Below are 20,632 nucleotides of genomic sequence, written 5' to 3' on the forward strand. Positions count from 1 at the left end.
ATGCGCATCCTGGGCAAGATCGCCTCCACAATCATCGGCACGCGAATCGCGGCGGAAAGCGGCAAGGCCGGTCTTCTGGGCGCGGCGGCGGGCATGGTCGCGACCCGGGTGATCACCCGCTCGCCCATCGGCGCGCTGGCCATTGGCGGCGCCTATGTCGCGCATAAATTGTGGCAGAAGAAGAAGCAGATCGATGCCAAGGGCCCCCATGAAGTGGCCGTCGAAGACGGGCTGGTCAAGAAGGGCCAACCCCCGCTGTCCGCGATCCCGCACCGCGCACGCTATCGCAAGGCACGCCCCGTCACGCCTAGGACCCCGGTCAGGCGCCGCCCTGCCAGGCCTTGATCGCTTCGACCGGCCAGGCGAGCATCAGCACGTTCAGGGTCAGGTTGTCGCGGATCACCCATAGGGTCATGAGTTCAAAGGCGATGGCGACGGCCACCGTCAGCCAGACCGGCACGCGCGCCGCGAACAGGAAGCCGATGGCCATCATGGCGATGTCGCTCACCGAATTCAGCACCGAATCGCCGGTATAGCCCAGCGCGATCGTCGCCGTGCGATAACGGTCGATGATGATCCGGGAGTTTTCCAGGATTTCCCACCCCGCCTCGACCATGACGGCAACGGCGAGGCGCAGCGGCAATGGCCGGCCGCGCAGCGCCAGCCATATCGCGCCATAGAACAGGAAACCATGGATGATATGGCTGAAGCTGTACCAGTCGGCGATATGCTGGCTGTTGCCGCTGTCGACCGCGCCATGCCACAGCTCCACCGTGCCGCAGGTGCAGATCGGCGGGCGGCCCATGGCCAGCAGGATGACGACCGCCGCGATGACGATGATCGGGACCGGCGCCCACAGCTTCCATCCCCTGGTCATCCCTCCTCCCCGATCAGTGCGGCGATCTTCAGCACGCTGTTCCAGTTGCGGCCCGTCACCGTGGAGCCGGCGCATCTGTCGATGAAGGCCGGCGTCAGCTTCGAATCGGCGATCGACCGGCCATAGTCGATCCACAGCGCCCCGCCGGCCTGCACGACGCGCTCATGCGGCAGCGCCCGTTCGCACAGTTTCCGCGCGGCATCTTCGGCAAGCGGCGCGCGTGAAAGGCACAGATGCACCGATTTGGGCAGGGCCTGCGCATCGTCCGCAAAGGGATTGGCCGCGACATAGCCCGCCCAGTCGAAGGCCGCGCGCACGATCACATCGGTCGCAAAGCCGAATTCCGCGGCGATCATCGCTTCCAGCGCCGCGCGCACCGCCTCCAGCGGGCCGGGCGCCCCGACGATCAGGTTGCCGCTCTGGATATAGGTGCGGGGATTGTCCCAGCCCCGCGCCACGCACAGTTCGCGCAAACGCGCCATGGGCAGCGGGCGATGGCCGCCGACATTGATGCCCCGCATCAGCGCGACCCATGTGGTGGCGCCCACTCCGCCGCCCGATCCGCCAACAGGCTTTTTCGCCGTCATGCCCCCGCCATTCCGCGCCATACCCCCTTGCAAATTGGCAATTCCATCGTCACTAGCAGCCATGGCCCACAGCATCCAGACCGACCCCCATGGCTTCAAGCGTCGCGGGGTCCTTTTCGTCCTTTCCTCACCCTCGGGCGCGGGGAAATCCACCATCGCGCGCAAGCTTCTGGCGTCCGACGACGGCCTGCAGATGTCCGTCTCCGCGACCACGCGCCCGCCCCGGCCCGGCGAGGTCGACGGCAAGGATTATCATTTCACCGATCTGGATGGCTTCCGGCAGATGGTGTCGGACAATGAATTCCTGGAATGGGCGCATGTCTTCGGCCACCGCTACGGCACGCCGCGCGCGCCCGTGGAAGAGATGCTGAAGGCCGGGCGCGACGTGCTGTTCGACATCGACTGGCAGGGCGCGCAACAGCTGTACCAGATCGCCGGCGGCGACGTCGTCCGCGTGTTCATCCTGCCCCCCTCCATGGACGAGCTGGAACGCCGCCTGCGCGGTCGCGGCACCGACAGCGAGGATGTGATCCAGCGCCGCATGGCCCGCGCCGCGGGCGAAATCGCCCATTGGGACGGCTATGACTATGTGCTGTGCAATGACGATGCCGATGCCTGCTTCCTGAAGGTCAAGAATATCCTGGAGGCCGAGCGGCTGAAGCGCAGCCGCCAGACCGGCCTGATCGGCTTCATCCGCCATATCAGCAAGCAGGTGCCCGACGCCGAATAAAGCCCCGACAAGGCCCCGCGCGACCGCCGCCATGGGATAAGGATTGGCGCGCGCGCATTCTTGCCCCACATTGTCCGGCAGACAGGCGGGAGGATTGCGATGTTCAAGACCTTGATCGGCGGGCTGCTGGGCGGCCTTGCCATGTATCTGATCGGTTTCGTTTTCTGGGGCACGCCGCTCAGCAACCTGGCCTTTTCCGGTGTCGATGCGCAGACCAGCGCCAATCTGCAGGCGGCGCTGGCGCAGGGGCTGACGCCAACGGGCAGCGGCGTCTATGCCATTCCCTCGGCCGCCAGCAGCGAAGGCACGATCCTCTATGGCAAGGGGCCGGTGGCGCTGGTGATGTTCAACACCGGCGGCTTTCCGGTGGTGGATGGCGCGAGCCTGCTCGCCGGGCTCATCCTGGCCCTGATCGTCGGCGTGGTCTTCGCCTTCGCCCTGCGCGCGGTGACGCTGGATTCGGCCACGCGCGGGCGGGCCGCGATACTGTTCGCCCTGGCCGCCGTGCTGTGGATGCATATCGGCCAGCCGATCTTCAACCATGCGCCCTGGGGCTATTTCCTCTACCTCGCATTTTCCGATTTTCTGGGGCTGGCCGTCGCGGGCCTCATCGCCGCGCGCTTTGCCGGCCGCAGGGCGGAGCCGGCCAAGGCCGCGCCCGCGCCAGCACCCTCTGCCGGTGAAGCCCTCCCCCCGGAGGACTGAGGCGTTCAGCCGCCGTCCGTCACCAGCGCGCAGAAGCGGGCGGCATCGGCAAATTCACGGGCGCGCAGGGTGCGGCGGGCGCTCGCCTCCGCATCCTCGCCCCATTGCTCGGCCTGCCATTGCTCGTCGATCTCGGTGGCTGCCCATGTGATGTCGGCGGCCCTCTCGCCAAGCGCGACGGCAAGGCCGCAGACCAGCGATCCGCTGAGCGTCACCAGCGTGGAAAGCCCCGCCAGCCTATGGGCATCCAGCGCCGCGACGGTGGCGGCAAGGCGCGCGAGCGTTTCGGGCGGCTGGGCGACATGGATGATCCCCGCCGTCACCCGGAAAGCGATATCGTAGCGCGCCTGCGCCCAATCGAGCAGCGGGTCCCATAGCGCCGCCTGACGCTCGACCAGCGCGGCGGGGCCATCGGCGCGATAACAGAGCAGGTCGCTTTCGCCATAGGCGGCGATCCCCTGCGCAAAGGCGGCGGCATTGGGCGACACCTGATCGATCGCGGCATTGGCAAGGCCGGTCATCGGCATGGTGCGCGGGTCGATCTCCTCCCCCTGCCCCGCCCATTCCGCGACGATCGCCTCGGCAAGGCCGGGATGCGGCACCAGCAGCGGCGCGCGCGCCGGGGTGCGCAGCGGCCGCCCATCCAGCACGATGCCATGGCCGCCCGCCTCGGCGACCATGGCGACATCCTTGTAGAAACGCTTCATGGCCTTCGCGTTCAATCCTTCTTGCGCGTGCTGCTCAGCGCCGCCAGCAACAGCCGGGGAATGACGATGGTCTGCACCAGCCCTACGACCGAGAGGATCGCGCCCATGATCTTCGCCTTGTCGCCCTGCACCCAGGAAAAGCGCTGCATGATGATGAGGAATCCGAACATCAGCACGAACACGCCCGACAGGCGGAACAGGCCGATGGCGAAATAGCGCTGCCGTGCGATCCGCGCCGCCTGTTCCGGGGTGAGCGGCGGGGGCGGCGGCATATCTTCTGTTTTTTCAGGCTTCCTCATATCCCGCGATATGGCCGCGCAGGGCCGCGCTGTCCATGGCCACGACATCGGCGCCCGCCGCGATCAGCTCTTCCGGCGCATGATAGCCCCAGCCCACGCCGATGCCGCGCACATCCGCCGCCACCGCCATCGCGATGTCGAAGCTGGTGTCGCCGATCATGACGGTGGTTTGCGGGGACGCGCCCGCTTCCGCCATCGCCTGATGCAGCATCGAGGGATGCGGTTTGGAAGGGTGCCGGTCCGCCGTCTGGAGCGTGACGAAGCGGTCGATCAAGCCATGATGGGTGAGACAGAGCGCCAGGCCGCGATCCGATTTGCCGGTGGCGACGCCCAGCAGCCAGCCCGCCTCGTCCAGCGTGACGATCAGGTCGGCGATGCCGGGATAAAGTGGCTCCGCCACCGCCTTTTCCCGCCGCATCGCCTGGAACGCCCGCTTGTAGCATTCCGCCAGGTGATCGTGGAAATCCGGCTCGGCATCCGGCAGCAGCCGGGCCATGGCATGGGGCAGCGACAACCCGACGATCGCCAGGATCGCGGCCCGGCTGGGCGCCGCCAGCTTCTCGCCCTCGAAGGCGCGGACCATCGCGGCGCAGATGCTGTGCTGGCTGTCGACCAGCGTGCCGTCGCAATCGAACACGGCCAGACGATTGCTCATGCGCGCCCTTCCCGCATGACCCGCGCGACCGGCGCGTTGCCGGCGGCGTCCAGCGCATCTGCCACGGCCAGGCGCGCTGCGGCCGGCTTGTCCTGCCCGAACTTGGCGGTGCCGCGCCATTCGGCAACGTCCAATATAAAGCCGGTGATCGCGCCCAGCATCCGGTCGAACCGGCCGGGCGTCATCTTCTCGCGCGTCCATGCGGGCTTGGGCGACAGATGCGCTTCCCGCGCGGCCGAGAGCCCATCGAGCAGGTCGGCGGTCGGCGGTCCGGTCATCGCCGATACCGTGCCGGACAGTTCGACCGCACGATAGTTCCAGGTCGGCACCTGATCGGCCATGCCATACCAGTCGGGGCTGACATAGGCATCCTCGCCCTGCGCCACGAACAGCGCCGGCGCGCCGTCCAGCACCGGCGTCAGCACATTGGCGTTGGCGAGGTGGAAACCGATACGGTCATCGCCCAGCCAGAGGACCGCGACATGCGCCACGCGCGGCCCCTGCGGCGTCGACGCGCAGACCATGCCGAAGCCGCGCTCGCCCACGAAAGCGCGCATGGCATCGCGATCTTCCCAATGGAAGCGCCGGTCGGGATGCATCAGTCCGTGCCGCGGCCGCGCCGTTCGCCACGCCGTCCCTTGCGGACCTGCTTGGCATGCTGGCGCGCGATCTTCTTTTCGTCCTCGCGCGTCGGCCGCAGGTCCAGATCCTCCGCCAGCGGCATGTCGCCCAGCGTCATGTCGAAGCCCAGATCCTCGATGCTCTCAAGGAAATGCCGAGGCAGGTCCGCCTTTACGTCCACCACCCCGCCATCGGGGCTGTCGATGCGGATGCGGCGCGCGTGCAGGTGCATCTTGCGGCTGATCGTGCCGGTCAGGAAGGCTTCCTTGCCGCCATATTTGCCGTCGCCCACGATTGGGTGGCCGATGGCCGCCATATGCACGCGCAACTGGTGGGTGCGGCCGGTGAAGGGCTGCAACTCCACCCAGGCGGCGCGATTGCCAGCGCGCTCGATGATGCGATAGCGGGTGCGGGCAGGCAGCCCCTCTTCCTCGTCCACATGCATCTTCTCGCCGCCGGTGCCCGGCTGCTTGGAAAGCGGCAGTTCGATCATGCCATCGCCGATATCGGGCACGCCCATCACGATCGCCCAATAGACCTTGCGCGCGGTGCGACTGGAAAAAGCCTTGGCGAAATGCCCGGCCGAACGCGATGTCCGGGCGAGCAGCAATGCGCCGGACGTATCCTTGTCCAGCCGGTGGACCAGCTTGGGCCGCTGGTCGAGATCGTACATCAACGCGTCGAGCAGGCCGTCGACATGGGTGTCCGTCTTCGTGCCGCCCTGCGTCGCGAGGCCGGGCGGCTTGTTGATGACGATGGCCTGCGCATCCATGTGGATGACCATGGCCTGCGCGTGCGCCAGTTCCTCGTCGCTCAGGATCGGGCGCGGCTTTTCCTTCTTCGCGCGCACGCTTTCAACGGCGGCGGGCTTGGGGTCGGCGGGGGGCACGCGGATGCTCTGCCCCTCGGCGATGCGGTCGCCCGGCGTCGCTCGCGCGCCATCGACACGCAGCTGGCCGGTGCGCGTCCAGCGGGAAACCTGCGCGAAGCTGATGTCGGGCAGGTGCCGCTTGAACCAGCGGTCGAGGCGGATGCCGTCATCGTCCGCCGCCACGAGGAACTGCCGCACGTCGAGCGAGGCGGCCGGAAGTGCGGCGGGCTTGCGGGTTTCGGCGATCTTGGGCACTGCGGCCTTTGGCGCGGGCGCCCTGGATGCGGCAGCGCTGCGCGGCGGACGCGGGGCGGCGCTGCCCCCGGCCTTGCGCGCCGTCGCAGCCTTGGCGGCGCCCCGTGCGCGGCCTGCGCTCGCGGGCTTGCCCGGCCCTTTTGACCGATCTCCCCCCTTTGCCCGATCTCCCTTGACCAGATCCTTTGTGCGATCCCTCGGCGCGCCCTTGCCGGCACCGCGCCCCGGCGCAGCACCGCGCGGCGGACGCGCGCCCGCAGGCTTCCCGTCGCCGGACTTGCCCGATCCTGCGCCCCTGCCCTGACCAGCACCCTGGCCCGGCCCCTTGCCCCGCCCCGTCATGCCACGGCCCGCATGGTTGCAAGACCAACAGCGAGCGCGCCCAGCGCGCCCAGCACGGACAGCAGCACATAACCGAGCGCAAGGGCGAGTTGCCCGCGCTCGATCATCAGCACCGTTTCAAGGCTGAAGGCGGAAAAGGTGGTGAAGCCGCCCAGCACGCCGACGGCCAGCAGCAGGCGCGTGTGCTCGCCGCCCAGGTTGAAGCGCGCTAGCGCGCCGGCCAGCAGGCCCATCGCCAGCCCGCCGGCGATATTGGCGATCAATGTGCCCCATGGCAGCGCGGTGCCAAGCAGCGGCGGCGCGATGCGGCCAAGATGATAGCGCAGCGCCGCCCCGACGGCGCCGCCCGCCATGACGAGGAGGGTATTGTTCATCGCCCAGCCTCTAGAGGGAAATGGCCACAAAGGAAATGGCGCGTTTTCGCTCATGAATCCTGCCGGGATCGGGCGGTGATGGCCCAGCAGGAAACCACGAGGCATCGCATCGGGCCGTTTCACCCTTTTGTGTTCCTGTGAACGCAGGAACCCAGGGGCGAGAGCGTGCCAAATCCAGCTGTGCTCCTGCCTTCGCAGGAGCACGGAGCGCGCATGCCTGCTCCGCCAGATAGATGGTAGAACCAAACACATGACAGGCCGGTGAACCCCTCACATCTTCGCGCGCTGTTCCGCCTCTTCGCGCGCGAACGCGCGCTCGGCCACGGCCAGCCGCCGCGTCAGTTCGCCCGGATCGACAAAGGCGGTGGCAATGCCCGCCTGCTGCCGGGCGCGCTTCTTCTGCATGTCGAACTGCTGGTCATGGAAGCTCAGGAACACATCCGCCTTCATCCGCCGCAGCCTGGCAAAGGTCGCGCGGAAATCCGCGTCGGCGCGCGGATAATAGGGATCGCCGAACAGCTTCTGCCCCGCCACCGTCAGGCTGGAGGCGAACAGCACCGTCCGGTTCCCGGTGCGCAGGGTCCAACTTGTCGCGCCGCGCGTATGCCCCGGCGTCAGATGCGCGGTCATCGCAATGGGGCCAAGGCGCAGCACATAGCCGTCAGCGATCGCCCGGTCGACCTTCACCGGCGGCGCATCGGGCAGTCCGGGGCGGCCCCGCACCTTGCCCGATTCCAGGTCCGCCTTGTCGGCCATGCTCGCCACCAGCTGCGCGCCCGTCAGCCGCTTCAGTTCGGCAAGGCCGCCGCAATGATCGAAATGGGCGTGGTTGATGAGGATGGTGCGGACGTCCTTCAGCCGGAAACCCAGCGCCTTGATATTGGCGGCGATCAGCGGCGCGCTTTCCGGCAGGCCGCCATCCACCAGCACATGGCCGCGCGGGCCGGTGACGAGATAGGCGGCCAATCCCCGCGTCCCCACATAATAGACATTGCCGACGATGCGGAACGGGGCGAAGGGCGCGTTCCACTCCACGCGCTGGGCGGCATCCTGCGCCAGCGCCGGGGGCACGGCCCCAGGCACGGTTGCCCCAAGGATAATTCCAGCCATCGCCATCCGCAGCCAGCGCGGACCATGCCCCGCACAGCGCGCGAAACCCATGCTCGACATCCTCTGTTTCCTTCCATTCCCGTTGAATATGACCGCAAGCTAAGGGCGCCGGGGAGGACAGGGCAAATGATGTTCCGTCACGGCTGCCATTAGATTATCTAGGGTATCGCCATGGTTCGCCCGCATCTGCCCCTCAACGCCCTGCGCGCTTTCGAAGCGTCCGCCCGGCATCTCTCCTTCACCCGCGCGGCGATGGAGCTGTGCGTCACCCAGGCGGCGGTCAGCCATCAGGTGAAGGCGCTGGAGGCCCGGATGGGCGTGCCGCTGTTCCGCCGGCTGCCGCGCGGCCTGGCGCTGACCGACGAGGGGCTGGCGCTGCTCCCCGCCCTGGCCGACAGTTTCGACAGGATCGGCGACCTGATCGAGCATATCGCCGGCGGCCGGGTGAAACAGCTTCTGTCGCTCGCCAGTGTGGGCACCTTCGCCACCGGCTGGCTGCTCCCGCACCTGCCCGATTTCCAGGCGGCGCATCCGTGGATCGACCTGCGCCTCTTCACCAACAACAACCGCGTCGACCTGGCCGGCGAAGGGCTGGACATGGCGATCCGCTTCGGGGACGGCGCCTGGCACGGCACGCAGGCCGACCTGCTGATGGACGTCGCGCTCACCCCGGCCTGCGCGCCGGCGCTGACGGCCGGGCTGGACGATCCGCGCGCCCTGCTGCGGGCGCCGCTGCTGCGCTCCTATCGCGCCGACGAATGGCCCCGCTGGTTCGCCGCCGCCGGCATCGACGCCCCGCCGGTGCGCGGGCCGGTGTTCGACAGTTCCATCACCATGGCGCAGGCCGCGATGCAGGGCGCGGGCGTCGCCCTGCTCCCCGCCGCGATGTTCCAGAGGGAACTGGAAGCCGGCGCCCTCGTCCGCCCCTTCGCCACGGAAGCCCGCACCGGTGCCTATTGGCTGACCTGGCTCAAATCCCGCACGCCGACACCGGCGATGACGAGTTTTGCGGGATGGTTGGCACAGGCCCTGGCATAGGCACCGATATCCGCTTTCCAGGGCCATTGGCGGCGGCGAACGGCGTTTCCACCTGACCGGAAAATGCTCTAGACGCACAAGCAGGTCGTTTGCGCCCCTTATCTGGCCGCTTGATCGCTTGGGTGACGAAAGGGAGGATGAGAAGGGCGATGTCGCGGTTGATCCTGTTCAACAAGCCATATGGCGTGCTGTGCCAATTCACGGATGGCGGCACGGGATCGGGCGGCACAACATCGGACGACAGGGCATCGGCACGGCCGACCCTGTCGGATTTCATCGTTCTGCCGGGCGTCTATCCCGCGGGGCGGCTCGATCTCGATAGCGAGGGCCTGCTGCTGCTCACCGACGACGGCAAATTGCAGGCGCGGATCGCCGACCCCAGGTTCAAGATGCCGAAATCCTACCTCGTGCAGGTCGAGGGCGACCCGCAGGAGGCAAACCTGGATCAGCTGAGGCGTGGCATCCGCCTGAAAGACGGCCTGACCCGACCGGCAGAGGTCGAACGCATTGCCGCCCCCGCCCTCTGGCCTCGCGATCCGCCGGTACGCTTCCGCAAGAGCGTGCCCGATTGCTGGCTCAGGCTGACGATCCGGGAAGGCCGTAACCGGCAGGTGCGCAGGATGACGGCGGCCATCGGCCACCCGACGCTGCGGCTTGTGCGATGGCGTATCGGCGACTGGACGATCGAAGGCATGCAGCCCGGCGCATGGCGGGAAGCCGCGATCGCGCCTCTCATGCGGTGATCGGGCGCTGATCCATAGGCGCGCGCGCCCTCAATCCTCGGGCTCGAACGCCAGACTGCCTTGATTGATGAGTTGCACGATCAACGCCATCGCCGAATCCGATTTTCCAAGATCCGGATCGATGCCGATGCGATCCTGCGCACAGAGGATTTCGGCAAAGGCGGCGCTTTCTCCGGTGCATGCGAAACTTGCGCCATCGACGAACAGCAGCAGGGAATCCGCCTGTTGCCGGATGAACGAAAAGCGGCTGGCCGGGTTGCGGCCGAGCGGCACATCATCGGCAAGGCAGGCGCGCAGTTGCACGATCCCGATGGGCTCTTCCGGCTGCACATCCATATCGGGATATTTGCGCGTGCTGTTATATTGCCCGAACCAGCGGGCAAACGCATCGCGGTCCAGCATTTTCTCGGCGATCATCGCGTGCAGCCGCGCAATGGCCGTTGCCGAAATCTCGCCCGGATTGTCCTGCATCGGCAGATCCGGATCGTCATAACGATCGTCGTCCTGTATCTCCGCGAGCAGATGGTCGCACCAGTGCGCGATCAGTTCGCTGCGCGAAGGCGCGCGAAAGCCGATCGAATAGGTCATGCAATCGTCGCCGACGGCAACGCCATTATGCGCCACGCGTGGCGGCACATAGAGGATGTCGCCGGGTTCCAGGACCCATTCGTCGGTAGCCTCGAAGCTGGCGAGCAGGCGCAGATCGTCGTGCGGCAACAATGCGGTGGCCTGATCGCACGGCGCCCCCACCTGCCAGCGGCGTTTGCCCAGGCCCTGGATGAGAAACACGTCATATTGATCGAAATGCGGCCCGACGCCGCCGCCATCGGTGGCATAGCTCACCATCACATCGTCGATCCGCCAATTCGGGACGAAGCGGAACGGCTCGATGAGCGCGGCAACCTCCGGCACGGCGTGGTCGACGGCCTGCACCAGCAGCGTCCACGGCGCCTTGCCGATCTGGCCGAAGCGCGATTCGGGGAAGGGCCCGTGCTCGACCTTCCAGGTCGCGCGCGTTTGCGTAATCAGGCGCGATTCGACCTCTTCTTCGCAGGCCAGCCCCGCAAGTTCATCGGGGTCGAGCGGATTGCGCCATGCCGTCCAGGGATTTTTGATCAGCAGCGGCTGCTTTTGCCAGTAATCGCGCAGGAAAAGGGCGATGTCGAAATCATGGAGTTGCATAGATACTCGCGACAGAATTGGCAGCCGGCGCCGGGAAGGGACATGGCATGTGCCTGTTCCATCGCCTTGTCGATACAGGTCGCCGCTGTCAAAGCGCGCCGCGCGGTTTCGGCGCCGGCCGTCCCCGAACCCGATGCCACGCCTCACCGTGCGGCGCGTTCCCTGTAATGATCGAGGATATCGGCCAGGCCGGTGGCAGAAAAGGCCCCGCGCAAGCCTTCCGCGGCCCCTTGCGCTGCCGGCACGGCCCGCGCGGTCATCCCGACCTCATATCGCGCCACCGCCGACCAGCCTTCCCCCGAGGCGAGCGCCTCCGCGAGGTCCACGGCATCGGCAAGCGCCAGGTTCACGCCCTCGCCGCTGAACGGCGACATGAGATGCGCCGCGTCGCCAAGCAGGGTCACGCCGGTGCGGTTCGCCCATGCGAACCCGACAGGCAGGGCATAGAGCGGCCGCACCGCAAGCAGGTCGCCGCTTTCGACCAGGGACGATAATGACGGCGCCCAGCCTGAAAATGCGGCCCGGACGATATCGCGGACAGACTCCGGCGCCTGCTCCTCCATGGCACGTCCCTCCATGGCACGCGCCTCCGCTTCCGACATGCGAAGCCCCGCATAGCCGCGGATGTGGCCATGGCCGTTGCGCTGCGCGATCAGCACCCGATCGTCCCCGACCGCAAACATCTTGCCACCGCCCACCAGCGCATCGACCGCCGGGTGACGGCGAACGTCGAAACCGAACTCGATCAGGGTCACGCCTTCATAGACCGGCATCACGTCGGACAGCAGCGCACGGACCTGCGACCAGGCACCGTCCGCGCCGATGACGATGTCGAACGGCTCGACAACGCCCTCCGCACCCTCCACGACAATGGCATAACCGCCCGCGTCCAGCGGCGCGATGGCCGCAATCCTGGTGCCCCAGCGCACGGCGTCGGGGGCCAGCGATTCAAGCAGGATGCGGCGCAACGCCGTGCGATCGATTTCCGGGCGATCATCCTGCGCCCCGTCGCGGTCGAACAGCAACCTGCCCTGCGCATCGTACAGGCGGTCGCCCTGGTCTTCCGGCCGGGCTTCGGCCTCGAACGCGCGCTCCAACCGGGCAAGCCGCATGGCGCGCTGGCCGGTCTCGGCATGCAGGTCGAGCGATCCGCCCTGGGGGCGTTCCTGGGCATGGGCATCGCGCTCGAAGACGGTTACGGCGATCCCACGCACCGCCAGCAGCCGGGCCAGCATCAATCCGCCGGGCCCGCCGCCGATGATCGCGATCCTGGGTGATATTGTCATGTCGTTCTTCTCCATCTACATAGGAGCCTATACACATAACATAGGCACCTATGCAATGACCCGCACCCCCTGGAACCCGATGGCGACCCCAGGCCATTATTTCAGCCGGATCGCCCGCGCCCTGGCCCGCATCGGCGACGCACGACTGCGGGATCTGGGCTTTGCGACCGCCCAGCTACCCGTGCTGACCGCGCTGAAAGAGGGCGCGCGTCTCTCGCAGACAGAGCTTGCGCGCTGGAGCAAGGTCGAGCAGCCGACCATGGCGCAACTGCTCGCCCGGATGGAGCGGGATGGCCTGATCCACCGCGAACCCGACCCCGCGGATCGCCGGAGCAGCCTGGTTTCCCTCACCGACGCGGCGCGCGCCAGGCTCCCCGCCGGCCGCGCCATCCTGGAGCAGGGCAACAGCGAAATGACCCGCGGCCTCTCCGCGCAAGAGGTCGAGACGCTGATGAGATTGCTGCGCCATGTGCTCGCCAATATCGAGACCATGGAGGGCTAGAACGGTGAACGATGAGATTGAATCGTTCACCGTTCTGATGGTCTTTTGTTTTCCGCATTCTGCGAGCCGCCGGCTGTTCCAGCCGACTTCAGAACGCTCTAGGCAGCCACGCCCGTTGGGTTGGCGCGGCCTGTTGCATCAAACGGCAAGGCTATAGGCTGTCTTGAGCGATGTATAGAATTCGCGGGCATAGACACCTTGCTCGCGTGCGCCATAGGACGAGCCCTTGCGGCCACCAAAAGGCACGTGGAAATCGACGCCCGCCGTAGGCAGGTTCACCATCACCATGCCCGCTTTGGATCGACGCTTGAAGGTTCGGGCATGCAGCAAGCTGCGTGTGCAGATGCCCGACGAAAGACCAAAGGGTGTATCGTTCGCCATTGCGAGCCCCTCGTCGAAATCGGCCACCTCGATCACCGAAAGGCATGGCCCGAAAATCTCCTCGCGCGCGATACGCATGTCGTTGCGTGCGCCCAGGAAAAGCGCTGGCGCCTGGTAGAAGCCAGGGGATGCCCGGTCCAATCTCTCACCCCCAACGACCTGGGCTCCTTCCGCGTGCGCCAAGGCGACATAGTCGAGATTGGCAAGCAGCTGCCGCTCCGAAACGACTGGTCCGATCTGGGTTGCGGGATCAAGCGCATCCCCGACCACAAGCGCCGAGGTGGCGGCAACGAGGCGCTCAACAAATTCATCATGAATGCGTTGATGGACGATGACCCTCGATGTCGCGGTGCAGCGCTGTCCGGTCGAGAAGAACGCGGCATTGACCACGACCGCGACCGCAACATCGAGATCCGCGTCGTCCATGACGAGTGTAGGGTTCTTCCCTCCCATTTCGAGCTGGACCTTTTTCGCACTGGCGGCGCAACGCTCGAGCAGTGCCTGGCCAACCCCCTGCGATCCCGTAAACGAGATGGCGTTGACATCCTGATGCGCGACCAGCGCACGACCGACCGACTGGCCCGCACCGGTGACAAGGTTGAAGACGCCGGCCGGGCATCCGGCCTCGTCCAGCAACTCGGCAAGGACATGCGCGCATGCCGGCGTCAGCTCGGCGGGCTTCAGCACGACCGTGTTGCCGAAAGCGAGGGCAGGCGCGATCTTCCACGCGGGTATGGCGATCGGGAAATTCCAGGGCGTGATCAGCCCGACGACGCCAACGGGCTCACGCGAGACCTCGACATCCACATCCGGACGGATCGAGGGCAGATAGTCGCCGCCTGCCCGCAACGCCTCCCCCGCAAAAAAACGGAATATCTGGGCGGCGCGAACCGTTTCACCAACGCCTTCGGCCAGCGTCTTCCCCTCCTCACGAGCGAGCAGACGACCGATTTCTGCCTGGCGCAAAAACAGCTTCTGCGCCACAGCTTCAAGAAGATCAGAGCGGATCAGCGGCGTTGCATAAGCCCAGGCCTCCGCCGCCTCGTTGGCGGCAGCCACTGCCGCCGCGACATCCTCGACAGTGCCCTGCGGAAAGTGACCGATCGTGTCGCCGATATTGGAAGGATTGATGTTCGCGGTCTCACCGGTGCTCGAAACCCAGCGTCCCCCGATATAATTATTATGGCTGCTCATATGCACACTCCTCAAGCGCCGGGATGGAATGATAGTCCGCACTCGGCGAGAATGTCCTTGCGGTGCGCGTCAAGGCAGGGCGATGCGCCGCCCCTGTCGGCAGATTCACCGTTGATCCGGATAGGCGTCCGGACGCCCGGTACGCTACCGCCAAGCGCCCAGGCCGCATCAAGATCAAGCCGCATGCCTCGTGCCCGAACCTGCGCGTCGGCAAACACTTCGGCGACATCGTTGATCGGGCCAGCGGGAACCCCTTTCCTCTCAAGACCATCCAGCAAAGCTGCCTTTGTAAATCCTTTGGTGGCTTCGGCGATCTCCTGCCGGAGCGCGCTTCTGTTCACAACGCGCGCGGCATTCGTCGCAAAGCGCGCGTCATCTGTCAGTCCAGGCAATCCCACAAAGCGGCAGAAACGGCTGAACTGGGGATCATTGCCGACCGCCAGGATGAAATGACCATCCGCAGTCGGCAGCACTTCATATGGCGCAATATTGGGATGCGCATTTCCCAGACGCCTTGGCGCGATACCCGAGACCAGATAATTCAGGGCCTGATTGCCAAGCACGCCGACCATCGTATCGAGGAGTGCGAGATCGATATGGGCGCCCAGACCCGTTCGCGCCCGATCCGCAAGGGCCGCCTGTATCGCGATCACCCCATAGAGGCCGGTGAAGATATCAGCGAAAGCGACGCCGGTCTTTTGGGGCTCTCCGGCTGGATCGCCGGTAAGATCCATGATGCCGCCCATCCCCTGGACCACGAAATCATAGCCGGGCCGTTGCGCATAGGGCCCGTCCTGCCCAAAGCCCGTCACCGAACAATAAATGATCGCCGGATTGATCGTGCGGACACTCTCATAGTCGAGATCGAATTTTCGCAGCCCCCCGAGTTTGAAGTTCTCGATGAACACATCGGATCGCCGGACAAGCTGCTCGACCACCGCGCGATCTTTGGCCTGCGCAAGATCGAGCGCAATCGAGCGCTTGCCGCGATTGCAAGCGTGGAAATAGGCGGCATCCCCCGGCGTCCCATCAGCGCGCGCGACAAAGGGCGGGCCCCAGCGACGCGTATCGTCACCCTCCGGACTTTCCACCTTCACGATGTCCGCCCCAAGATCGGCCAGCGTCTGTCCGATCCATGGGCCTGCCAGAATCCGCGCGAGTTCGACCACGCGCAGACCTGCCAGCGGCCCCGCCGTCATGCGAACGCCTGGAGGCCCGTCTGCGCGCGCCCAAGGATCAGCGCATGGACGTCATGCGTGCCTTCATAGGTGTTGACCGTCTCGAGATTGATCATGTGGCGCATGACCTGGAATTCCTCGGATATGCCATTGCCGCCATGCATATCGCGCGCGGCTCTGGCGATATCGAGCGCCTTCCCGCAATTGTTGCGTTTAACGATCGAGATCATCTCGGGCGCCATCTTGCCGGCGTCGATCAATCGGCCGACGCGCAGTGATGCCTGCTGGCAAAGCGCGATTTCGGTCTGCATGTCCGCGAGCTTCTTCTGGAAGAGCTGCGTTTGCGCGAGCGGACGGCCGAACTGCTTGCGGTCGAGACCATAAGCGCGCGCAGCGTGCCAGCAATATTCGGCGGCCCCCGTCACACCCCAGCTGATCCCGTAGCGCGCCCGGTTGAGACAGCCAAAGGGCCCCTTCAAACCGCTCACGCCGGGAAGGATCGCGTCCTCCGTCACTTCCACCCCGTCCATGACGATCTCCCCGGTGACGGAAGCGCGCAGCGACAGCTTGCCCGTTATTTTGGGCGCGGACAGCCCTTTCATATCTTTTTCGAGCACAAAGCCCCGGATCGCGTCGCCATGCGCCTCCGACTTTGCCCAGACGACAAAAACGTCAGCAAAGGGCGCGTTGGAAATCCAGGTCTTCGTGCCGGTAAGCCGATAACCCTTCGCTGTCTTCACCGCACGCGTGCGCATGCCTCCCGGGTCCGACCCTGCATCAGGCTCCGTGAGACCGAAGCAACCGATGAGTGTGCCCTGAGCAAGGCCGGACAGATAACGCGCCCGCTGCGCCGCGGAACCATAAGCGTAAATGGGGTGCATCACGAGCGAGGACTGCACCGACATCATCGATCGATACCCTGAATCGACCCGCTCGATTTCGCGCGCTACCAGTCCATAAGCGACATAGGAGGCACCTGCCCCGCCCCAGGCTTCGGGCAAGGTCAGACCAAGCAATCCAAGGGCTCCCATCTCGCGAAAGATGGCGGGCTCGCTCGTCTCATCGCGATATGCCTGGATGACGCGGGGCTGCAGCTTATCCTGGGCATAGGCGCGTGCCGTGTCCCGGATCAGTCGCTCCTCATCAGTCAGCTGGTCTTCAAGCTGGAAGGGATCGGCCCAATCGAAGGCCGCGATCATGTCAGTCATGGGCAACCTCCGCGACAGGCTGAAGAGCGGATTCGATCGATTCTTCAAGGATCGTCAGCCCCTCCTCAAGGATCGCTTCCGGGATGGTAAGGGGTGGAAGGAGGCGAATGACATTGGCGCGCGTCCCGCATGACAGCAGGACCAGGCCCCGTCTCTCAGCTTCGGCAACGATGCGCGCCGTCAGCGCCGCATCCGGCGCGTTCGCATCGCCGTCGATCACGAATTCGATCGCATTCATGGCACCTTCACCGCGGACTTCGCCGATTGCGCCATTGCCCTGACGCGCAGCGAACTCGGTCAGGCGACCGCGTATCCGCTGGCCGATCCGTTCGGCGCGCGCGCAAAGCCCCTCATCCTCGATCACGTCGAGAACGGCATGAGCGGCCGCGACCGCGATCGGGTTGCCGGCATAGGTGCCGCCTAGCCCGCCGGGGTTGGCCGAATCCATGACATCAGATCGCCCGACAACCGCCGACAGGGGGAAGCCGCCCGCCAGGCCCTTGGCAAGCGTGACGAGGTCGGGACGCACGCCGGAGCGCTCGACCGCGAACATCCGCCCGGATCGGCCCATGCCTGCCTGAATCTCGTCCAGGATCAGCAAAATACCGTGCCGGTCGGCGACCGCGCGCAACGCCCGCAGGAACTCGGGCGGCGCCACGTTGAAACCGCCCTCCCCTTGCACGGGTTCGACGATGAAGGCCGCGACCCGTCCCGGATCGACGTCCGATGCCAGCAGATTATCGAGGCCCCGCAACGCCTCCTCGACGCTCACACCGTGAAAACTGTTTGGGAAGGGCGCGTGGTAAATCTCGGATGGAAACGGCCCGAAGCCCGCCTTGTAGGGCGCGACCTTCCCGGTCAGCGCCATGCCCAGCATCGTGCGGCCGTGAAATGCGCCTGTAAAGGCAATGACAGCCGACCGCTTGCTATAAGCCCGCGCGACCTTGATGGCATTCTCCACGGCCTCGGCCCCGGTCGTGACCAGCATGGTCTTGGCATCACCCTCGACCGGCGCAATCGCGTTCAGCCGTTCGGCGAGCCGGATGTAGCTCTCATAAGGCCCGATGTGGAAACAGCTGTGCGTGAAGGCCCTCGCCTGGGCCGTGACGGCTTCCATGACGCGGGGATGCCGATGTCCGGTGTTCGTGACCGCGATTCCCGCCGCGAAGTCGACATAGCGACGACCTTCGACATCCCAAAGCTCAGCGTTTTCCGCGCGCGCCACATAGATGGAGCGGGTCGAGACCCCCCGCGCCACCGCGCTGTCCTGGCGCGCTCTCAGTTCCACCGCCTTTCCCACGATCATTCCCTTTCTGTCAGTATACTGTTTATCTGTCTGTTGCGCGCGCGAAGGCCTGTCTCATCGGTGGCAGAGACCGCGTCGCCTAGCCGACGACCGCCTTGAGCTCGAGATATTCCTCCAGACCGAAGACACTCCATTCGCGGCCATTGCCCGACTGCTTGAAACCGCCGAAAGGCATCGCAGGCACACCCATGGAACCGTTCAGAAGAACATTGCCGGTCTGCAGCCGGCGCGCGACGCTTGCCGCCGCCGCGCGGTCGGGCGACTGCACATAGGCCGCCAGGCCATATGGGCTGTCATTGGCGATGCTGATCGCATGATCGACAGAGTCATATGGAATGACCACAAGAACCGGCCCGAAAATCTCTTCGCGCGCGACCGCCATATCGGGATGCACGCCGCCAAAGACGGTGGGCCTGACGAAATAGCCGCGATCAATGCCCTGGGGCATGGCTTCGCCACCCGCCACGACCTGCGCGCCCTCGCGCGCCGCGCGGGAAATTGCTGCGCGCACACGTTCAAACTGCGCGGCGTTGGCAAGCGGCCCCATCTGTGTGGCGGGGTCCTTCGGGTCTCCGACAAGAATGCCGTTTGCCGTCGAAGATGCGATCTCCAAGGCATTGCCGAGCTTTTCGCGTGAAACCAGCATTCGGGTGGGGGCGTTGCAGGATTGTCCGCTATTGGCGAAGCATGCGCGCACGCCAGCCGACACCGCGCTTTCCAGATCGGCGTCGGGCAAGATGATGTTTGCCGATTTTCCACCCAACTCCTGGGCCACGCGCTTGACGGTATCGGCCGCATCCTTTGCGACCTGAATACCTGCACGCGTCGAACCGGTGAAGGAGATCATGGCGATGTCCGGGTGCGCCGCAAGCGCATGACCGACAGTTGGTCCGTCACCATTCACCAGATTGAAAACACCCGGAGGGACGCCTGCGTCGGCGAGCAACTGGGCAAACAGCAGCGCGCTCAAGGGTGCGAACTCGCTTGGCTTCACCACCATGGCACAGCCGGCCGCAAGTGCCGGAACAACCTTGAGCGCGAGTTGATGCAAGGGCCAGTTCCACGGCGTGATCAAACCACAGATCCCGACCGGCTCGCGCATGAGCAGCATCCCGTCGCGCTCTTCCTCGAAGGCATAGCTCTCCAGCACCCGGATCATCTCGCCAAGAGTCATGAGTATGACCGGCGCCTGTGCGCCGCGCGACAGGGAGATGGGCGCTCCCATTTCCAGCGTCACGGCAGAAGCGAAGGATTCGATCCGCTCAACATAGAGAGCTTCGATTCGCCTGAGCAGTGCAATGCGCTCCGCAACGCTTGTACGCGCCCATTGGGGGAGCGCGCGCTTTGCCGCCTGCACCGCCCTGTCCACGTCGGCGCACGCTCCGAGCGCGATCGTGCCATGGACCGTTGCGTCGGCAGGATCGATCAGCGCATGGACCAAGTTTGCGCCGATGGGATCGACCCATGATCCGTCGATGAAGAAATGCCGCGCGTGGTCTGCTGCTGCCATGCCGAAATCCTTTCCACCGGACCATCATGCTTCCGGCTTGCAGAATCATCAGTATACTGTCATAAGAATCTTGCAAGCCTGATCGTGAACGAAATTCACGCACTCATGACAATGAATGCCAGACAAGGAGGATGCAGTGGCTGCAAGGCTGAATGCAATATTAGATCATATTGCCATAGAGTCCGATAATCCTGGTGCACTTTCGACCTTTTATGCTGCCGCCCTTCGCAGAAATGTCGCACGCATTGGAAAATTTGACTGTGTTGAGCGCGACGGACGTACGCTCCTGTTCAAATCCGGGACGAAGAAACACATTGCATTTTCATCCTATTCTTTCGCTGCGGAGGGCGATTTTTCCGCGCTAGAGACTCGATTGAAGCAGGCGAACGCCCCGATAGAGGCAGCGCAAAGCCCCATATGGCAAGGCAAGGCACTGCGAACGCGCGACCCTGACGGCAACGCGATCGAATTTGGGCTGAACGCCGGCTCGCGCGCACCAAACCTGGACGGCCCCCATGCGAGACTCCAGCATGTCGTCTTTGCCACCAGGAATGTCGAACCGGTTGAACGCTTTTACCGCGATATCTGCGGTTTCGGCCTGTCGGATCATGTGCTTGATGATGAGGGCGGCGTGCGCGCGACGTTCATGCATAGCGATGCCGAACATCACGCCCTTGCCGTCTTCCAGGCGGCCGAAAATCGCCTCGACCATCATTGCTATGAAGCGCGCGACTGGAACGAGCTGCGCGATTGGGCAGATCATTTCGCCGGCCTGGGCCTCAAACTGCAATGGGGCCCCGGACGACATGGTCCGGGCAACAATCTCTTTCTTTTCATCAACGACCCGGATGGGAACTGGATCGAGATTTCGGCCGAACTCGAATTGCTGGAGGAAGGGCGCACGCCGGGTGAGTGGAAGCACGAAGAGCGGACGCTCAATCTTTGGGGCCATGGAAAGCTGCGCAGCTGAT

Annotated in this window: 23 protein-coding genes; 7 read left to right on the plus strand and 16 right to left on the minus strand. The window is 65.3% G+C overall.

Going from position 1 to position 20,632, the window contains the following annotated elements; genetic code table 11:
• A complete protein-coding gene (locus tag WFP78_RS15995) occupies nt 1-345 on the plus strand; it encodes a hypothetical protein (RefSeq protein ID WP_336964474.1) in 345 nt (114 codons plus the stop codon).
• Here WFP78_RS15995 and WFP78_RS16000 read toward each other — a convergent pair.
• Together WFP78_RS16000 and WFP78_RS16005 are read right to left on the minus strand one after the other, a co-directional pair.
• Nucleotides 320-877, minus strand: a complete 558-nt coding sequence (locus tag WFP78_RS16000) for a DUF2585 domain-containing protein (RefSeq protein WP_336964477.1) — start codon at nt 875-877, stop codon at nt 320-322. The two genes, WFP78_RS15995 and WFP78_RS16000, sit on opposite strands and share 26 nt — an antisense overlap.
• Nucleotides 874-1,464, minus strand: a complete 591-nt coding sequence (locus WFP78_RS16005; protein ID WP_336964480.1) for a DUF1697 domain-containing protein — start codon at nt 1,462-1,464, stop codon at nt 874-876. Before WFP78_RS16005 ends, WFP78_RS16000 begins: the two co-directional genes overlap by 4 nt.
• A 61-nt stretch (nt 1,465-1,525) precedes the next feature.
• Between WFP78_RS16005 and gmk the strand changes: the two genes are divergently transcribed.
• Both gmk and WFP78_RS16015 read left to right on the plus strand, forming a co-directional pair.
• Nucleotides 1,526-2,194, plus strand: coding sequence for a guanylate kinase (gene gmk, locus WFP78_RS16010; RefSeq protein ID WP_336964482.1), 669 nt, complete (start codon nt 1,526-1,528; stop codon nt 2,192-2,194).
• A 99-nt stretch (nt 2,195-2,293) separates the two neighbouring features.
• Nucleotides 2,294-2,899 carry a hypothetical protein gene (locus WFP78_RS16015; RefSeq protein WP_336964483.1) on the plus strand — a complete coding sequence of 202 codons (606 nt, stop codon included), beginning with the start codon at nt 2,294-2,296 and terminating at the stop codon, nt 2,897-2,899.
• 5 nt (nt 2,900-2,904) lie between these two features.
• Here WFP78_RS16015 and WFP78_RS16020 read toward each other — a convergent pair whose 3' ends face one another.
• The 7 genes from WFP78_RS16020 to bla all read right to left on the minus strand — a co-directional run bounded on the left by WFP78_RS16020 (nt 2,905) and on the right by bla (nt 8,193).
• Entirely contained in the window at nt 2,905-3,606 is a 702-nt protein-coding gene (locus WFP78_RS16020; RefSeq protein WP_336964485.1) for an ATP12 family chaperone protein, read from the minus strand.
• A gap of 11 nt (nt 3,607-3,617) precedes the next feature.
• The gene (locus WFP78_RS16025) at nt 3,618-3,878 is read right to left on the minus strand and encodes a hypothetical protein (RefSeq protein ID WP_336964489.1); all 261 of its coding nucleotides are present in this window, start codon (nt 3,876-3,878) and stop codon (nt 3,618-3,620) included.
• A gap of 13 nt (nt 3,879-3,891) precedes the next feature.
• A complete protein-coding gene (locus tag WFP78_RS16030) occupies nt 3,892-4,560 on the minus strand; it encodes an HAD-IA family hydrolase (protein WP_336964492.1) in 669 nt (222 codons plus the stop codon).
• Nucleotides 4,557-5,159 carry an FMN-binding negative transcriptional regulator gene (locus WFP78_RS16035; RefSeq protein ID WP_336964495.1) on the minus strand — a complete coding sequence of 201 codons (603 nt, stop codon included), beginning with the start codon at nt 5,157-5,159 and terminating at the stop codon, nt 4,557-4,559. The genes WFP78_RS16030 and WFP78_RS16035 overlap by 4 nt, the downstream gene beginning before the upstream one ends.
• On the minus strand, nt 5,159-6,649 hold the full coding sequence (locus WFP78_RS16040) for an RluA family pseudouridine synthase (RefSeq protein ID WP_336964498.1): 1,491 nt from the start codon (nt 6,647-6,649) through the stop codon (nt 5,159-5,161). The genes WFP78_RS16035 and WFP78_RS16040 overlap by 1 nt, the downstream gene beginning before the upstream one ends.
• Nucleotides 6,646-7,023: a fluoride efflux transporter CrcB gene (gene crcB, locus WFP78_RS16045; protein ID WP_336964501.1), complete on the minus strand. Its 378-nt coding sequence runs from the start codon at nt 7,021-7,023 to the stop codon at nt 6,646-6,648. The genes WFP78_RS16040 and crcB overlap by 4 nt, the downstream gene beginning before the upstream one ends.
• 270 nt (nt 7,024-7,293) lie before the next feature.
• Entirely contained in the window at nt 7,294-8,193 is a 900-nt protein-coding gene (gene bla / locus WFP78_RS16050) for a subclass B3 metallo-beta-lactamase (RefSeq protein WP_336964504.1), read from the minus strand.
• Between the two features lie 111 nt (nt 8,194-8,304).
• Between bla and WFP78_RS16055 the strand changes: the two genes are divergently transcribed.
• The gene (locus WFP78_RS16055) at nt 8,305-9,171 is read left to right on the plus strand and encodes a LysR family transcriptional regulator (RefSeq protein ID WP_336964507.1); all 867 of its coding nucleotides are present in this window, start codon (nt 8,305-8,307) and stop codon (nt 9,169-9,171) included.
• A 149-nt stretch (nt 9,172-9,320) separates the two neighbouring features.
• Nucleotides 9,321-9,914, plus strand: a complete 594-nt coding sequence (locus tag WFP78_RS16060) for a pseudouridine synthase (RefSeq protein ID WP_336964510.1) — start codon at nt 9,321-9,323, stop codon at nt 9,912-9,914.
• A gap of 30 nt (nt 9,915-9,944) precedes the next feature.
• On the opposite strand, the gene WFP78_RS16065 is transcribed toward WFP78_RS16060, so the two are convergent.
• Together WFP78_RS16065 and WFP78_RS16070 are read right to left on the minus strand one after the other, a co-directional pair.
• Nucleotides 9,945-11,096, minus strand: coding sequence for a cupin domain-containing protein (locus tag WFP78_RS16065; RefSeq protein WP_336964513.1), 1,152 nt, complete (start codon nt 11,094-11,096; stop codon nt 9,945-9,947).
• A gap of 143 nt (nt 11,097-11,239) precedes the next feature.
• Nucleotides 11,240-12,382, minus strand: a complete 1,143-nt coding sequence (locus WFP78_RS16070; protein ID WP_336964516.1) for an FAD-dependent oxidoreductase — start codon at nt 12,380-12,382, stop codon at nt 11,240-11,242.
• Nucleotides 12,383-12,437: 55 nt separating this feature from the next.
• Here WFP78_RS16070 and WFP78_RS16075 point away from each other — a divergent pair, with 55 nt between their 5' ends.
• The gene (locus WFP78_RS16075) at nt 12,438-12,884 is read left to right on the plus strand and encodes a MarR family winged helix-turn-helix transcriptional regulator (protein WP_336964518.1); all 447 of its coding nucleotides are present in this window, start codon (nt 12,438-12,440) and stop codon (nt 12,882-12,884) included.
• 138 nt (nt 12,885-13,022) lie between these two features.
• Here WFP78_RS16075 and WFP78_RS16080 read toward each other — a convergent pair whose 3' ends face one another.
• The 5 genes from WFP78_RS16080 to WFP78_RS16100 all read right to left on the minus strand — a co-directional run bounded on the left by WFP78_RS16080 (nt 13,023) and on the right by WFP78_RS16100 (nt 19,592).
• Nucleotides 13,023-14,459, minus strand: coding sequence for an aldehyde dehydrogenase family protein (locus WFP78_RS16080; protein WP_336964521.1), 1,437 nt, complete (start codon nt 14,457-14,459; stop codon nt 13,023-13,025).
• An 11-nt stretch (nt 14,460-14,470) separates the two neighbouring features.
• Nucleotides 14,471-15,658: a CaiB/BaiF CoA transferase family protein gene (locus WFP78_RS16085; RefSeq protein WP_336964524.1), complete on the minus strand. Its 1,188-nt coding sequence runs from the start codon at nt 15,656-15,658 to the stop codon at nt 14,471-14,473.
• Complete coding sequence (locus WFP78_RS16090) at nt 15,655-16,845, minus strand: acyl-CoA dehydrogenase (protein WP_336964527.1); 1,191 nt, start codon at nt 16,843-16,845, stop codon at nt 15,655-15,657. Before WFP78_RS16090 ends, WFP78_RS16085 begins: the two co-directional genes overlap by 4 nt.
• Nucleotides 16,838-18,151 (minus strand): 4-aminobutyrate--2-oxoglutarate transaminase, encoded by a 1,314-nt coding sequence (gene gabT, locus WFP78_RS16095; protein ID WP_336964530.1) that lies wholly within the window; start codon nt 18,149-18,151, stop codon nt 16,838-16,840. The genes WFP78_RS16090 and gabT overlap by 8 nt, the downstream gene beginning before the upstream one ends.
• A 79-nt stretch (nt 18,152-18,230) precedes the next feature.
• A complete protein-coding gene (locus tag WFP78_RS16100) occupies nt 18,231-19,592 on the minus strand; it encodes an aldehyde dehydrogenase family protein (RefSeq protein WP_336964533.1) in 1,362 nt (453 codons plus the stop codon).
• A gap of 205 nt (nt 19,593-19,797) precedes the next feature.
• Here WFP78_RS16100 and WFP78_RS16105 point away from each other — a divergent pair, with 205 nt between their 5' ends.
• Entirely contained in the window at nt 19,798-20,631 is an 834-nt protein-coding gene (locus WFP78_RS16105; protein WP_336964536.1) for a VOC family protein, read from the plus strand.
• The last annotated feature ends 1 nt before the right edge of the window (nt 20,632 follow it).

The sequence above is a fragment of the Sphingobium aquiterrae genome, from assembly GCF_037154135.1.
Taxonomy (GTDB): Bacteria; Pseudomonadota; Alphaproteobacteria; order Sphingomonadales; family Sphingomonadaceae; genus Sphingobium; species Sphingobium aquiterrae.